Source organism: Pseudoalteromonas rubra (genome assembly GCF_005887095.1).
Classification (GTDB): domain Bacteria; phylum Pseudomonadota; class Gammaproteobacteria; order Enterobacterales; family Alteromonadaceae; genus Pseudoalteromonas; species Pseudoalteromonas rubra_E.
This window is the reverse complement of sequence record NZ_PNCI01000071.1, coordinates 1-15,619: the sequence shown is the minus strand read 5'-3', so window position 1 is coordinate 15,619 and position 15,619 is coordinate 1. Positions and strand designations below refer to the sequence as shown.

The 15,619-nt window shown below is 46.7% G+C and carries 10 protein-coding genes; 9 read left to right on the top strand and 1 reads right to left on the bottom strand.

Translation table 11 applies throughout. From position 1 onward, the window contains the following. Positions 1–175: 175 nt before the first annotated feature. The 3 genes from CWB99_RS21895 (at position 176) to CWB99_RS21885 (ending at position 4,149) form a co-directional block, all read left to right on the top strand. On the top strand, positions 176–1,177 hold the full coding sequence (locus tag CWB99_RS21895) for an FHA domain-containing protein (RefSeq protein ID WP_171045429.1): 1,002 nt from the start codon (positions 176–178) through the stop codon (positions 1,175–1,177). A gap of 668 nt (positions 1,178–1,845) precedes the next feature. After that, a complete protein-coding gene (locus CWB99_RS21890; RefSeq protein ID WP_138551452.1) occupies positions 1,846–2,553 on the top strand; it encodes a hypothetical protein in 708 nt (235 codons plus the stop codon). A gap of 243 nt (positions 2,554–2,796) precedes the next feature. Next, positions 2,797–4,149: a M24 family metallopeptidase gene (locus tag CWB99_RS21885; protein ID WP_138551453.1), complete on the top strand. Its 1,353-nt coding sequence runs from the start codon at positions 2,797–2,799 to the stop codon at positions 4,147–4,149. 48 nt (positions 4,150–4,197) lie between these two features. Here the strand turns inward: CWB99_RS21885 and CWB99_RS21880 are convergent, their stop codons facing one another. Continuing rightward, positions 4,198–6,717, bottom strand: a complete 2,520-nt coding sequence (locus tag CWB99_RS21880; protein ID WP_432760838.1) for a TonB-dependent receptor plug domain-containing protein — start codon at positions 6,715–6,717, stop codon at positions 4,198–4,200. Between the two features lie 343 nt (positions 6,718–7,060). Here CWB99_RS21880 and CWB99_RS21875 point away from each other — a divergent pair, with 343 nt between their 5' ends. From CWB99_RS21875 to CWB99_RS21850, 6 genes are all read left to right on the top strand, one after another. Then, positions 7,061–7,507: an ATP-dependent zinc protease family protein gene (locus CWB99_RS21875; protein WP_125717643.1), complete on the top strand. Its 447-nt coding sequence runs from the start codon at positions 7,061–7,063 to the stop codon at positions 7,505–7,507. A gap of 1 nt (position 7,508) precedes the next feature. Next, positions 7,509–8,414 (top strand): 30S ribosomal protein S6--L-glutamate ligase, encoded by a 906-nt coding sequence (gene rimK, locus CWB99_RS21870; protein WP_046006974.1) that lies wholly within the window; start codon positions 7,509–7,511, stop codon positions 8,412–8,414. After that, positions 8,401–9,456, top strand: a complete 1,056-nt coding sequence (locus tag CWB99_RS21865; RefSeq protein WP_138551455.1) for a succinylglutamate desuccinylase/aspartoacylase family protein — start codon at positions 8,401–8,403, stop codon at positions 9,454–9,456. Before rimK ends, CWB99_RS21865 begins: the two co-directional genes overlap by 14 nt. A 320-nt stretch (positions 9,457–9,776) precedes the next feature. After that, positions 9,777–12,587, top strand: a complete 2,811-nt coding sequence (locus tag CWB99_RS21860; protein ID WP_138551456.1) for a bifunctional aconitate hydratase 2/2-methylisocitrate dehydratase — start codon at positions 9,777–9,779, stop codon at positions 12,585–12,587. A 342-nt stretch (positions 12,588–12,929) separates the two neighbouring features. Next, on the top strand, positions 12,930–13,796 hold the full coding sequence (locus CWB99_RS21855; protein WP_138551457.1) for a hypothetical protein: 867 nt from the start codon (positions 12,930–12,932) through the stop codon (positions 13,794–13,796). 631 nt (positions 13,797–14,427) lie between these two features. Further along, positions 14,428–14,823, top strand: a complete 396-nt coding sequence (locus CWB99_RS21850; RefSeq protein ID WP_138551458.1) for a hypothetical protein — start codon at positions 14,428–14,430, stop codon at positions 14,821–14,823. Positions 14,824–15,619 lie beyond the last annotated feature (796 nt).

The window sequence follows — 15,619 nt, the reverse complement described above, 5'->3', positions numbered from 1 at the left end:
AGTCTATCAGGTGAGTAGGTCGGATGAGATTGTTTTAAATATGGCAATATTTTGGTGTAATGTGGTGAAATCGGTGTTTTCGCGAAACAGTGATATGCTTATTGAGGAACAGTTTTCCGGGCCGGTCGATTGATATGCTATGGCGGTAGCCCGGAACAGTTATCGAGGAGCGAACATGGCCACGTTAAAACATAAACAGCAATCTAAATATTTGTATTTAAAGTCCTTTCACCGATTTGGGCGACTAAAGCATTCAGTGGACAGTTGCTTTGACGAACTGGCTATTTCCCGTATTCATGCCGTTATTGAATGGCAACAAGGGTACTGGTATTTACGAGATTTGAGTCGTAACGGCACCTGGCTAAATGACGCACGAGTTCCCTATAACCAGGATGTTGCTCTAAATGTGAATGATGAAATTCGCTTTTCAGATTCAAGCAGTCATAGCTTCAGTGTAACGGATCTGGCGCCACCCGAGGATTTATTGGTGCCTTATAGCCACGATGAGCTTGTAGACGGACAAATGCCGGTTATTCAGCTGGAAAACTACCACCTGTTGCCAAGTGAATCAGACCCTGAGCTGATAGTGTATTTTAACAATGCTGAACAAACCTGGTGTTATGAGGAAGTTGGTTCCGAACACCCGGTGAGTATTACTGATGGTGAGCAACTGCGTTTTGCGCAGCAGGTATGGAGTCTGATCCAGACGCGGGCAAGTCAACAGGAGTGCACAGCAGAAGTCACAGATACAGATCCCGGCGATCTGGAATACCATTTTACATTGAGCCAGGATGAGGAATATGCTGAGTTACAGGTAAAACAGGCTCAGGAAAAAGTCGATTTTGAAACCCGGACACACCATTACCTGACCGCACTATTGGCCAGATATAAAATAAAAGATATGCAGCATCAGGTCGATGATGCATCACAAGGCTGGGTCTCGGTGAAACAATTGTCCCGTGATTTGGGGCTGACCGAGAGCCACATTAATATCCAGATTCATCGCGCCCGAAAACAGTTTGTCGACAGAATGAAAGACAAGTCAATGGCAGAGTCGCTTATTGAACGTAAGCGAGGCCGGGTGCGTTTTGGTGGCAGACATTTCAGCATCGTGAAAGGGCAGCAACTAGAGGCTTCAACGCTTTTTAATCAGCATGATGAGTTACTGGTCAGTTAAACACAGCTAAAAAGTAGTCAGCTTTGTGAGTGACGACACATGGCCCGCGTTTAAGCGGGCTTTGTTGTTTTTATGTGAGCAACAAGCACGTGTGGACTAAGCAGTCCTCCTAAGATGTCATTGATGAAGATGGCTATTATTGGGATTCACAGTACAAGGCTGACAACACTTTTTCAACCAAGCTGGTGTATGAGGGAGGCGGTGAAGTTGAGAGCAGAACCGGGACCTGGACATGTGAAAATTCACTCCTCGTAAACACCTTTCATCAAGAGAATGGGGAAAAAGAGCACCATATCTACATCATCATTCATATGGGTGACAATCGCAGGGTATATATGCATGTTGAGCACAGTGATTACGGAGATATTTTTGTTGCCCGGAGGCAATAATATCAATTTCACTCGGTACTTGTTCTATCGTTTCCCTTTAGTCCAAGCTACGCAGGTCAACTAATTGATGACTCATAGTTTACTGTTTCCGGAATACATTACCCTTAAGGTTATTAAATGAGACGCTAGTGTTGCTTGTTGCTATTAGGTTATTATTGCTCAAAATGGGTTTTTCAGGTTCGAACAAGATCTTGAAAAAACGCAGGCGACCTCTGATTGATGAGGTGCCGAACATGCTAAAGCGCCCGCAATTGGGTGCCAAAAAATACAGAGAGTAATATGAAAGCATTAGCACATGCCTTTTTACTGGGTTTCGTGATTTTGGTTGCGGGCTGCGCCAGCAAACCGTTAACACATGACTATCAGGGCAAAATCAATATACGCACCTTACAGGTAGAATTTGCGCCCATCAGAGATCCGGAGCAAAATCTGTCCGGTGATTATGCTCAGTTGACCAAAGCGATTAAAGGCGTTCAGGAAATACTGGATGTATTTGACCCGGCTCAGAGAAATGAACTAACAGAGCAGTTACATACCTTTGAGAGCACCTTAGTGGATGGTATTCGCCAGCGTGCAGAGCTGCCGCTGAATCCTGTGACAGAGTCTGACGTGAGCATGCAGTATGGTGACAATAACGAGCTGGTGAGTGTTGAATATGACTACCCGCTCGTTGATGGCGCTTACCTCAATTTGTTTGTGACCATCTATTATACCGAGCGCTCGGACCTGACGGTTGGTGCACAAGAGTTCAACGCTAACTTTATTGAACTAAGACCAGAAATTATCCTGCAAATTGATGGTTATAACGAGAAAGGCGACCTTTTCTGGCGTCAGACAAGCCGTTATGAGTCGGATGTTATGTACACATTTGGTGATCAATACATTCTTGGTGTACCAACCAAGCGCCTCAAAGAGGCACAAATTTTCCTGATCCCGATGGCCAAAAGTGTTACTGATAATTTGCAAATATTAAGCGAAACAAAGTAATTTAAGAGTGTAGGAGAGCAGCTAATCGTCTAACAGGCGATCAGGCTTGTGCTCTTCTAACCCTTTTCCTCCGGCACTATATCAGCCATAGTGCCGGACCACCTCTTGTGTAATTCATCCGAATCGTTTGCTGACCCCCAAACTCTGCAATAAGATTGAAAACCGCTTACTTAAAAAGCTTTGCCCGTTGCCGGGTTGAACCGGCTGCGGCTTACAACAACATGAATAACAAGCAGGACAATTATGCAGAGAATTTTTGGATTATTTTTGAGCTTGTGTACGATAAGCACTCCCTCTTTGGCTGAGGAATATGCACAAGGCCGTCAAATATCAGCGTTGCCAGATGTGTTGTCATTCCGGGAGCGCGTGCAACCCATCAATGACATGGTTACAGACCGGTTAGATAACTTACTTCCGGAGCTGATGCGTGAGGCGGACCTGGATATGTGGCTGGTCATCAACCGCGAATATGGCGAAGATAAGCTGTTTTATACTCTGGTGCCGCAGCCCACGTTTGCAGCGCGTCGTACCACTTTACTGGTGTTTTCAAAACAAGCGGATGGCAGCGTTGAGCGCTTTAGTGTGAGCCGTTACCCCATTGGCGAGTTGTACCCGACAGTATGGGAAGGGGGCACTAAGGCGCAGCAGTGGCAGCGTCTGGCTGAGGTGATTGCCGAGCGCGATCCTAAGCGTATTGGGATTAATGTGAGCGAAGACTGGGCACTGGCCGATGGCCTCAGTGTTGGTTTACACAAGCAACTTTTGAATGTATTGCCGGGCAAGTATCAGGAGCGCCTGGTGAGTGCCGAGAAACTGGTGATCCGTTGGCTGGAAACGCGCAGCCAAAAAGAACTTAATGTTTACCCGCAGGCTGTAACTCTGGCGCGACGCGTGATTGCAGAAGCATTCTCCAATAAGGTGATCACACCTGGCGTGACCACCACCAAAGACGTTGAATGGTACTTACGTGAACGCTTTGAAGAATTACAGCTCAGACCCTGGTTCCAGCCGTATGTGAATATTCAACGTCAGGGCGACAAAACCAGTAAAGACGATGTCTTTATCGGCGAATACAATCGCACTATTTTACCCGGAGACATTATCCACACCGATGTAGGTATTTGTTATCTGAATCAGTGCACGGACACACAGGAAATGGGCTACGTTCTAAAGCTACATGAAACCGATGTACCGGCAGGCTTGAAGCAGGCTATGGCCATTGGCAATCGCTGGCAGGATATCTTAACCAGTAACTTCAAATCAGGGTTAACGGGCAATGAGATCCTGGCCAATACCATTAAACAAAGTAAAGCAGCAGGGATTGTCAGCAGTACTTATACCCATCCGCTCGGCTTTGTTGGTCATGCGCCTGGCCCAACCATTGGCATGTGGGACAATCAGGGGCCGACACCGGTACAGGGAGACTGGAAACTGCATCCAAACACGGTTTATGCCATTGAAGGAAACATAAAAACGCAGCTACCGGAGTGGGACAACCAGTGGATCCAAATCAAGCTGGAACAAGATGCGGTATTTGATGGCAAGCAGGTCTGGTACTTAGCGGGCCGTCAGACACAATGGCATGTAATAAGGTAGAACTTTAATGAGTTGAAAAAGCCCGCATTTGCGGGCTTTATTATTCGCTTAGAAGTTAAACGACACCTTACCGTACACAAAGCGGCCATCTGTGCTGTAAGCAGAGAACGCTGAGTAAGGGAAGATCTGGTTAAAGTTGCTGAAACCAATGTTGCTGACGGTATCCTGAGGATATTGATCAAACAGGTTGTTTGCACCAAGGGCAATGCGCCATTGCTCGTTCACCTTGTAAGCCACTTCCAGATCGGTGATCCATTTGGCTGCCAGTACTTCGTCTTTTTCTACCGTGCTGGAAGGATCGGTTACTTCACCGTAGCGGGTTGCTTTAACCATAACCTGCCACTGCTCACGTTGCCAGTTTGCCACCAGGTTCCATTTGTTATCCGGTGTACCCGAATCAAAGCGTTCAATTTCACGACGAGCAAAGTACTGGTAGCTTTCGCCAAGCGCAGCCAGCTCGGCCGGGTTGGCTTTGACATTCGTCACTTCGGTATCATTGAGGTTCAGGGCAGCACTGAGGTTTAGGTCGCCATAGTCTGCCAAATCAAAGCGATAGGTTGCAACAATGTCTACACCCTGGGTGCGTGAGTCAATCGCATTGGTAAAGTAACGTACACGCTGTACATTAAATTCGCCTGCCTGTTGCAGGATCTGTTCAACCGCGTCGCCGCTGAGGTTTTCAGACATCACAATGCGGTCGTCAATATCTATGCGGTATGCATCCAGTGTCAGGCTGAAAGCGTCTTGTGTATAAATAAATCCGGCTGTCAGGTTAACAGACTCTTCGGCTTCCAGTGGCTTGGCACCCAGCGCCGCAGCCGCAGGGGTATCAACCGGATACAGGCCAACTTCATTCGGTACGCCGTCTTCAAATACGGTGGCAATTGACTTATATGAAGTCTGGGCCAGTGAAGGCGCGCGGAAGCCTGTGCTAAGCGCACCACGCAGCGACAGCAGGTCGTTCACTACATAACGGGTAGCAAGCTTACCGGTCAAAGTTGAACCAAAATCGCTGTAATCTTCATAGCGGGCCGCCAATACCAGGTTCCAGTCGGTGGTCAGGTAAGTATCAAACTCAGCAAACAACGCGATATTATGGCGCGACTCATTCACGGCACTTTCTGGTGAAAATCCGGCCAGAACCTGTGCGCCACCTGCTGCAACCGGTTGTCCGTTAGCATTCAGAACGGTCTGGTAAGAAGCTAATTCACCGGCTTTGATCTCATAGGTTTCGCGACGGTATTCACTGCCCAGGGTGACAAACACGCTGTCGTACAAGCCTAAGTCCAGTTCTGTTTTGGCTTCTGCATTGACCAGCAACTGGCTATAAACCAGTGCGCCGTTGTCGAACTCAGTGGGGCTGCTTGCACCCATAGAGGTATTCAGGCTGTTCGATACGCCAAAGCCAAAGTCGTTCAGGCCATAATTTGTGCTGACATCGTACTGCCAGTCACCGGCATCCCCTTTGGCACCCACAGCAAAGCTGTAGTCGCGCACTTCGGTGTCTATTTGCGGTAAAAAGCCATCCGGGTAAACTTGTGGGATATTACGGCCATCCTGAGGACGACGGAAGAAACCGCCTGAGTTGCCGTCGCGGCTTGAGAAGCTACCGAATGAATACAAATCTAAGTCTGACGCCAGTGCGTAGCCTGCGTTGTAAAACAGCGCAAAGTCTTCGATGTCGGCTTTACCAAATCTGTGATTATAACGCTCTGCGGTAAACTCGCGAGGATCCAGCTTGCCGTTTTCATCACGGGCATATTGCTCGCGCTCATCGATGCCTGAGCGGTTGGTCGGTTGCTTGTTACGCAGCTCAGCAGCCACGTTGATAAAGCCTTTGTCGCCAAGCTCAAAGCCGATATTGCCGCTAACAGTCGTGGTGCCGCCATCATTGAGTTCGCGATCTGCGCCTTTGTCAAACGCCAGGTTACCCTCGGCATCTTCATAGGTACGCAACAGTTGTGCAGAGCCGGCCATTTGCGTGTCGTACTCACCATAAGTGACCGACAGGTTGCCGCCTTCATCGGCATCGTTCAGCACAATGTTGATCACACCGGCAATGGCGTCTGAGCCGTATTGCGCCGCAGCGCCATCACGCAATACTTCGATGCGCTTGATAGCCGCTGTCGGTATGGTGTTCAAGTCAACCGCTGTGGAGCCACGACCAACCGTGCCATTCAGGTTCAGCAGGGCACTGGCGTGACGGCGCTTACCATTGATAAGCACTAAAGTATGATCGGGCGCCAGTCCGCGCAACACTGCCGGGCGTGCGTGATCGGTGCCGTCGGCCAGCTGCGAGTTCGGGAAATTGAAGCTTGGTACCAGCGTTGTCAAAACCTGGCTGAGTTCAAGCTGGCCTGAGCTGGTGATTTCATCCAGGCTGATAACATCGACCGGTACCGTGCTTTCAGCAACGCTGCGCAGGCTGCGTCGGGTACCTGTGATTTCAATCACTTCTGTGGTGTTACTGGCCTTAGGTGCCTGGCTTTGTTCTGCGCTGGTGTGAAACGAAGCTGCGGCGCCCAGCACCAAGCTGATGCTGGCTGCCAGAGTACTCGGTCTTAACATGGTCATTCCTGATTATATGTTGATTTCTGTACGGGCTTTTTTTGTCTGGCCCACGAAAAGGATGGCAATACTAAAGGTGGATAATTCTATGGGAAATTCGAATTCGTTATAAATTATAACAGCTCAAATTTTTATGTTTATTTAGTAACATTGTATTAAATGACCGTCAAAAGATTACAAAGTATCAATCAGAGTCAGGCTTGCTGGCTTAGTCACCACACCTTTGTTACTGTGGATCAAAATTTTATTGTTCAATCAATTGCTTTGCTGCTTTGGATAAATAAATTTTGTTAGTCTATTGTTTAAGAGCAAGGTATAAAGCGCTTTTTTAAGGAGCACAAAAATGTCGACTTTAATACAGGTTGGATGGCGCGAATGGCTGTCTTTGCCTGAGCTGGGTATAAACAGGATCAAAGCTAAGGTTGATACCGGCGCCCGAACCTCTTGTTTGCATGCCTTCAAAGTAGAAGAGTTTGAAAAAGAAGGCGCATCCTGGGTGCGTTTTTGGATGCATCCGAAACAAAAAGACACCGACTATGAAGTGGTCTGTGAAGCGCCGGTACTGGACGTGCGCACGGTAACAGACTCGGGTGGCCATCAGGAATCTCGCTATGTGATCCAATCGACATTGCACATTGGCACCGAGAGCTGGCCCATTGAAATCACGCTGACTAACCGGGATAACATGAAATTTAGAATGTTACTGGGGCGTACAGCCATGGAGGGGCGGATCTGTGTAGACCCCGCAGCCTCGTATTTGACTAAAAAAAGAATTGAAGCAAGGAATTAAAATGAAAATCGCCATTCTATCCCGGAATAAAAACCTTTACTCGACCCGTCGTTTGATAGAAGCGGCAAAGGAGCGCGGCCATGAGCCAGTGGTGCTGGATGTGCTGCGCTGCTACATGAACATTAACTCCAATGAGCCTGAGATTCATTTCAAAGGCGAAAAGGTAATAGATGTAGACGCTGTGGTACCGCGCATTGGTGCTTCGGTCACGTTTTATGGCTGTGCCGTGTTACGCCAGTTTGAAATGATGGGCATTTACCCGTTAAACGAGTCGGTGGCCATTACCCGCTCGCGCGATAAGCTGCGCTCATTACAGCTGTTATCCCGTAAAGGTGTTGGTATGCCCATCACCGGGTTTGCCAATAAGCCTGATGATGTAAAAGACTTACTTGAAATGGTCGGCGGTGCGCCTGTGGTTATCAAATTGCTCGAAGGCACTCAGGGTATTGGCGTGGTGCTGGCAGAAACCCGTAAAGCAGCAGAAAGTGTCATTGAAGCCTTTATGGGCCTGAAAGCCAACATCATGGTGCAGGAATACATTAAAGAAGCCGGCGGCGCGGATATTCGCTGCTTTGTGATTGGGGATAAGGTGATAGCCGCCATGAAACGTCAGGCGCAGGAAGGTGAGTTTCGCTCTAACCTGCACCGCGGCGGCAGTGCCAGCCTGATCCGCATTACTCCGGAAGAGCGCAAAACCGCTGTTGCAGCGGCTAAAGCAATGGGTCTGAATGTTGCCGGTGTTGACCTGCTGCGCTCAGAACGTGGGCCACTGGTGATGGAAGTAAACTCGTCGCCGGGCCTTGAAGGCATAGAAAAAGCAACCGGAAAGGACATTGCCGGTATGATCATTGAGTTTATGGAAAAGAATGCAGCCAGTAAGAGGACCGCAACGCGTGGCAAAGGCTAAAAAAAACCAGGTATTTACACTACTTAATACACCCATTGAGGTGGCTGAGCGCAAAACTCTGTCGCTGGAGGTGGCCAAGCTCTATACCCATTCTCCATTAACCATTCCCATTGAAGTGGTCAATGGCGCAGAGGCGGGCCCTGTGGTGATGGTTTGCGCCGCCATTCATGGCGATGAGCTTAACGGCGTAGAGATAGTGCGCCAGCTTTTAGCAAAAGTTGACCCAAAAGCGCTGCGGGGAACTCTGATTGCTGTGCCGGTAGTGAATGTATTTGGTTTTATTCATAAGTCACGCTATTTGCCCGACAGGCGAGATCTGAACCGCTGCTTTCCGGGTTCAGAGCGGGGCTCACTGGCAGCGCGTGTTGCCAATGTGTTCTTTAAACGGGTTGCCAGCAAATGTACTCATATTATTGATTTACATACAGGTGCTATCCATCGCTCAAATTTGCCGCAGATCCGGGCCAATCTGAAGTGCGAAGCAACCGCTGACATTGCCAAAGCCTTTGGTACACCTGTGGTGATTGACGCAACCCTGCGCAACGGCTCTTTACGCAGCGAGGCCAGCAACCTGGGGATCCCGGTGATCACCTACGAAGCGGGAGAGGCGCTGCGCTTTGATCCATTGGGCATTGCCGCCGGATTAAAGGGCGTTGAAAACGTACTCAGACGGCTGAAGGTGCTCAAAGGTCGGCGTGCTAAAAAGGTGCCAGAGCCGGTGATTGCCGATTCCACCAGCTGGGTGCGCGCCCATACTGACGGCATAATCCGCGCTATGGTGGGTCTGGGAGAGCGGGTTAATAAAGAGCAGGTGCTGGGCTATATCAGTAATCCGCTGGGTGGCAATGAAGTGGCTATCCAGGCACCACGCAGCGGCATTATTATCGGTCAGCAGTCCTTGCCTTTGGTCAATGAAGGCGATGCGGTGTTTCATATTGCCTACTTTGCTCATGCCAACACCATAGTAGAGCAACAGCTGGGTGAGTTTATCGACGAGCTGGATTTAGAAGAGCAGCCGGTCGACACTGAACTCAACAACTGATCCATCGCAGCTGGTCTCGGGCGCTTTCATTGCGCCCGGCCAGCTGCTTGTACTTCCTGGAGCAAGCAGGCTGCCTAGCTGGCTGTATTTTTCATCTTTTTTATCTCAAAAGTTAACACTTTCAACCTGAGTTTAAAGCCTTACCCATGACGCTAAGTGACACCGGAATTTTCATCCTTCCTGATGTTGCTCTATGTGGTTAAATTGGCGTAAAAATTGAGCGAAAACAGGCTTTTTTCGTTAAAAGATTACGTGCAAGAGCAAAGTAGGGTAGAATGGGTCGGTTCTATCTACACGTATTACTGCCTGACGAGGTTTATATGAGTTTGTATAATGAGTACATGGAAGAAATCCAAACCCGTAAAACGGAACTTGGATTGAGTCCAAAACCAATCGATAGCGCTGACTTGCTATCTGAAATTATTGCCCAAATCAAAGACACAGGGCATGAGCACCGTGAAGATTCACTGAACTTCTTCATCTACAACACGCTTCCAGGCACAACCAGCGCTGCTGGTGTGAAAGCACAATTCCTAAAAGAAATTATCCTGGGCGAAGAGACTGTAGCTGAAATCACGGCTGACTTTGCATTCGAGCTGCTTTCGCACATGAAAGGCGGTCCTTCTATCGCGGTACTACTTGACCTTGCGCTGGGCAACGACGAAGCCATTGCTAAGCAAGCTGCAGACGTATTGAAAACCCAGGTTTTCCTGTACGATGAAGACACGTCACGTTTAGAAGATGCATTCAAAGCGGGCAATGCCGTTGCAAAAGACATCTTAGAAAGCTACGCGAACGCGGAATTCTTTACTAAGCTGCCTGATATTGACGAAAAAATTGAAGTTGTAACTTATATTGCCGGTGAAGGTGATATTTCAACTGACCTGCTTTCTCCGGGTAACCAGGCACACTCACGTGCCGACCGTGAACTACACGGTAAATGCATGATCACCCCTGAAGCACAGCAAGAAATTGTTGAGCTACAGAAGAAGCACCCAAATGCAAAAGTGATGCTGATTGCTGAAAAAGGCACTATGGGTGTAGGTTCATCTCGTATGTCTGGTGTGAACAACGTGGCACTTTGGGCTGGTACCCAGGCAAGCCCTTATGTTCCATTCATCAACATTGCTCCGGTTGTAGCGGGTACTAATGGTATCGCGCCTATCTTCCTGACGACTGTTGATGTAACTGGTGGTATTGGTCTTGACCTGAAAAACTGGGTGAAGAAAACCGACGAAAACGGCAAAGTGGTTACCGATGCAAATGGCGACCCGGTACTGGAAGAAGCATACTCTGTTGCGACTGGCACACTGCTGACTATCGACACCAAAGCGAAGAAACTATACAACGGCGACAAAGAGCTGGTTGACGTATCATCTTCATTCACACCACAAAAAGTGGAGTTCATGAAGGCGGGTGGTTCTTACGCGGTAGTATTCGGTAAGAAACTACAGACGTTTGCGGCTGAAACTTTAGGTGTTGAAGCACCAGAAGTATATGCACCTTCTAAAGAAGTATCGCATGAAGGCCAGGGCCTGACTGCGGTTGAGAAAATCTTTAACCGTAACGCAATCGGTGTTGCGTCTGAGACGTCGCTGCACGCAGGTTCAAACGTACGTGTTAAAGTAAACATCGTTGGTTCTCAGGATACGACTGGTCCTATGACTGCGCAGGAACTGGAAGCTATGGCTGCTTCTACGATTTCTCCGCTGGTTGACGGTGCGTATCAGTCTGGCTGTCACACTGCGTCTGTTTGGGATGCAAAAGCACAGGCAAACATTCCTAAGCTGATGGCGTTCATGAACAAGTTCGGTCTGATCACAGCACGTGATCCGAAAGGCATTTACCACTCAATGACCGACGTAATCCACAAAGTACTGAACGACATTACTGTGGATGACCGCGCAATCATCATCGGTGGTGACTCGCACACGCGTATGTCTAAAGGTGTCGCATTCGGTGCCGACTCAGGTACTGTGGCGCTGGCGCTGGCGACCGGTGAATCTGCGATGCCAATTCCAGAGTCTGTGAAGGTAACCTTCAAAGGCGCAATGGCGAAGCACATGGACTTCCGTGATGTGGTACACGCTACTCAGGCACAAATGCTGAAGCAATTCGGCGGTGAAAACGTATTCCAGGGCCGTATCATCGAAGTACACATTGGTACACTGATGGCTGACCAGGCGTTCACTTTCACTGACTGGACTGCAGAGATGAAAGCGAAAGCGTCAATCTGTATCTCTAACGACGAAACGCTGATCAAGTCAATCGAGCTGGCTAAGAGCCGTATCCAGATCATGATCAACAAGGGCATGGACAACGAAGCGAAAACGCTTCAGGGTCTGATTGACCTTGCGGACGAGCGTATCGCGGGTATCAAGTCTGGTGAGCAACCAGCACTGGCACCAGATGACAACGCTAAGTACTACGCTGAAGTTGTGGTGAACCTGGACGAAATCGTTGAGCCAATGATTGCCGACCCGGACGTAAACAACGAAGACGTATCAAGACGTTACACGCACGACGTGATCCGTCCTGTGTCTTTCTACGACGGTAAGCCAGTAGACCTGGGCTTTGTTGGTTCTTGTATGGTGCACAAAGGCGACATGCAGATCATCGCACAGATGCTACGCAACCTTGAGAAGCAAAACGGTTCAATCGAGTTCAAAGCACCATTGGTTGTAGCGCCACCAACATACAACATTGTTGATGAGCTAAAAGCAGAAGGCGACTGGGAAGTACTGGCTAAGTACGCAGGCTTTGAGTTTGACGATGAAAATCCGAAGACAGCGGCACGTACTAAGTACGAAAACATCCTGTACCTAGAGCGCCCTGGATGTAACCTGTGTATGGGTAACCAGGAAAAAGCAGAACCAGGTGACACAGTAATCGCAACTTCTACGCGCCTGTTCCAGGGCCGTGTTGTAGCGGATTCAGCCGAGAAGAAAGGTGAATCACTACTTGGCTCTACGCCACTGGTAGTACTTGCCACTGTTCTGGGTCGTTTCCCAACTATGGACGAGTACCAGGCCGCTGTTGAAGGCATCGACCTGACTGCGTTCACCCCACTTGAAGAAGAACTGACAACTAAGTTCGGTTCAGAGCAAGCGGTACCAGTTAAAGTACTTTAATCTTCACAGATTAAAAGACTAAAAAAAGCGCGTTTTTAACGCGCTTTTTTGTTGGGTGGAGATTGGTGGAGCCGTTTCTAAGTATTGTTCGCTTGTACAGGTATAAGTGAATGTAGTTGTTTATCTGGTCATGTTTCTTGTTTCGTCCGACTTTTAAGTCCCGCTATGAACAAGGCTCGGTTTTAACCTTTAACAGAGCTTTTAGGCTTGAGTAGCTAGTACAATAGTGGTAGGTTATTGTTCATATTATGAATAAATTAATTTAGTTGTGGTTTGTACGGTTTTAGGAACTGGGTTGAACCGGTATTCACGCTAATATAAAACTATAGTATTTAGGAAATTATGCATCAGTATTCAGACTCTGAAATAAGAAATATCTGTAAGGAAAAGCTTGAAGCTCTAGAACACTGGCTTAGACGACTTATTGATTTAACGTTGACTCCTGTTTACGGAGACATTTTTACATATGAAGATGAAAAGGGTAATCGATTAATAAAAACAAAAATTTCTAACTCTGTTGAAGAGCGATTAAAAAAAGAGCCAACTAGATATTCAAGAAAGATAGACGCTATTTTATTGGACGATGCAATAGATATAATTTGTAATCCAGAACTTTTTAAAAATCATTTCAATGCTCCTTTTAAAAATGCTTTTCCTGATGGAAGGAATGTAACCAGAACTTTTTTAAAACGCTTAACAGATCCTAGAAATAGGTTAGCTCACGCAAACCCCATCAGTACTAGACAAGCTGAACAGGTTGTCTGTTACACAAATGATGTTATCGACTCTATCAAAGAGTTCTATCGAGTAGAAAATATGCAGGTCGAATTTAATGTTCCACTAATAATAAAAGTTATAGACTCCTTTGGAAATACTTACTACCGAGAAAATATAGCTAAAGCTACTTCAGGAGAGATATTGATCGATCACTCGAATGATTCTAACTATTACCTTAGGCCAAGTGACATTCTCTCCATAGAAATAGAGGTAGACCCTAGCTTTGACGAATCAGATTATACTATTGAGTGGCGTGGTGTAAGTGAAGAAATGAAAAACTCGAAAAAGATTTCGCTTAAATTGGAAAATAGGCACGTAGGTCAACAATTTTCTCTAACTTGTTATATCACATCAAAAGAAGATTGGCATAGGATCAGAGGGGAGTTGGATGATGTACTTATGTACCAAATTAAAGTATTACCTCCTGTATAAATTAAAAAACACGGACACCTATCATTTTTTATCTTTTTCTAGTTCTACCCAATATGGGAAACAAGCTAAGGGCTTACGACTAATGTATGGTTTTTGATAACTACTTTCAACAATTGGAAAGTACACAGGCCTCAAATACGACGGTTGAAGGTGACTGATTAGTAATCCAAGGTGTAAATTCTCTCGGGATCATTTCTGCATGTGAACGCACTTGGTTGTTTGCCAATGTGCAAATCTGAAAAACATCTTTTGCTAAATCAACATCGGTCACTGTAATATTGTTCATAACTTTATGACTCCAACCATAAAAGCTGGCTAATAATAAGTGTAGTAGAAAAGAAGGAGTCTAATTATCTGTTATGTGCCAAAAGGAGTTCAGTTATCGATATCAATATGGAACTTGTAAAACGATATTCTCAGGTTTGACACTAGTATCAATCTTCCTTGCTTACTTAAACTATCGAGCTTCAAACTTAAAAAAGAAGAAGATGATAAAGTTGCAAAGGATAAAGAGATCCTCAATCAAGCTGTTAACTCACTTACGTGGGGGTTTGAAACATTAACAGAGGGGAGACCCGAAGAAGCACCTAAAGCAAGTAGATTAAACTGGCTTACATCAGCTAGACATATAATGAGATACTTAGCATTAAAAGAACTAATTCAAACAGAAACATATAAATTAATATGTGCTGAGAATGAAGAATATTGGCGACACAAATTTTATGTCTTGTTAGATCGGCAAGAGTTACGTAGAGCTGATTACTATATCGATAAATTAAATAGCGACTGGCCTGAAAATATTGAATTGACCTCTGCCATGGTTATCAATGATTTTGCTAATTGGTCAGATGAAACCGTTGACCCTTTGGATGTCGTTGAGCGGAAAATTTTGATCGAACATGGCAAACCATTTAATGGGAAATGTGGTAGCGGAATTGAATCATACTATTGCAGATTCGAAGAGATAAAAGCGCAGCGAGCGCGAGAAGCAACTGCACATAACAAGCAAGTACATCAGGAAAAATGAGTAATAACATCGAATAGCGCCGAATAGCGCGGACACCCAATCAAAAACGGTCCTTTGGGGTCTGATTTAGCAAACAGAAGCGCGGACACCCAATCAAAAACTGTCCTAAATTTGGGGTCTGCTTTTGGAAATGGCAGCCTGCCAGTTTTTATTAAGCTGATCGTGCAATGCGTACTTGATGTCGGTGTTGCTGGTTGAGAGGTGCAAGGGGCGCGAAGATAACTGGCGAGAAGTAGAGCGAACGAGATAGCGACCCGATATGGTTGCCTGGCAAATGAATATCGAGGAGGGAATGCCACGGACGCCCAATCAAAAACTGTCCTACAGTTGGGTCTGTTGGGTTTGAGTAACTCCCCTATAAATTTGATGGCCGAGAATAGCACGGACACCCAGCCTGATTTGTTCTGAAAAATACGCAGACGCATATGGAGAAATAACACAGACACCCAACCAAAAACTGTCCTTCATTTGGGGGCTGATTTGGCCTTGTTGATCAAATCCTGATAGCTCAAGCAACACTGTGATTTCAGCTGTTTCCCTGATATTCAAGCATACCTAGCCCAGTCATTCTATTGAGCACTTTCACTTTGATCATCGCTTCAGTGTGCTGCTGATTGAATTAACTGAGACATCCATTCAACATCAGCGCTCAGTGAGCAATTTTTCTAGTATTTTGGGTGACAGCCCCACAATCTGGGAAATTAAAGGAGCCACCCATTCTAAATTTTGAATCGGTGTTTGCGAGTTCCCCCGGGCACAATAAAGATAGCGATGATTGTACTGGTCAAGTCCAACC

Coding starts and splice junctions, on each gene's coding strand:
- CWB99_RS21880 (WP_432760838.1), bottom strand. CDS start 6,717: ATGTTAAGACCGAGTACTCTGGCAGCCAGCATCAGCTTGGTGCTGGGC.
- CWB99_RS21885 (WP_138551453.1), top strand. CDS start 2,797: ATGCAGAGAATTTTTGGATTATTTTTGAGCTTGTGTACGATAAGCACT.
- CWB99_RS21895 (WP_171045429.1), top strand. CDS start 176: ATGGCCACGTTAAAACATAAACAGCAATCTAAATATTTGTATTTAAAG.
- CWB99_RS21875 (WP_125717643.1), top strand. CDS start 7,061: ATGTCGACTTTAATACAGGTTGGATGGCGCGAATGGCTGTCTTTGCCT.
- CWB99_RS21890 (WP_138551452.1), top strand. CDS start 1,846: ATGAAAGCATTAGCACATGCCTTTTTACTGGGTTTCGTGATTTTGGTT.
- CWB99_RS21860 (WP_138551456.1), top strand. CDS start 9,777: ATGAGTTTGTATAATGAGTACATGGAAGAAATCCAAACCCGTAAAACG.
- rimK (WP_046006974.1), top strand. CDS start 7,509: ATGAAAATCGCCATTCTATCCCGGAATAAAAACCTTTACTCGACCCGT.
- CWB99_RS21855 (WP_138551457.1), top strand. CDS start 12,930: ATGCATCAGTATTCAGACTCTGAAATAAGAAATATCTGTAAGGAAAAG.
- CWB99_RS21850 (WP_138551458.1), top strand. CDS start 14,428: ATGAGATACTTAGCATTAAAAGAACTAATTCAAACAGAAACATATAAA.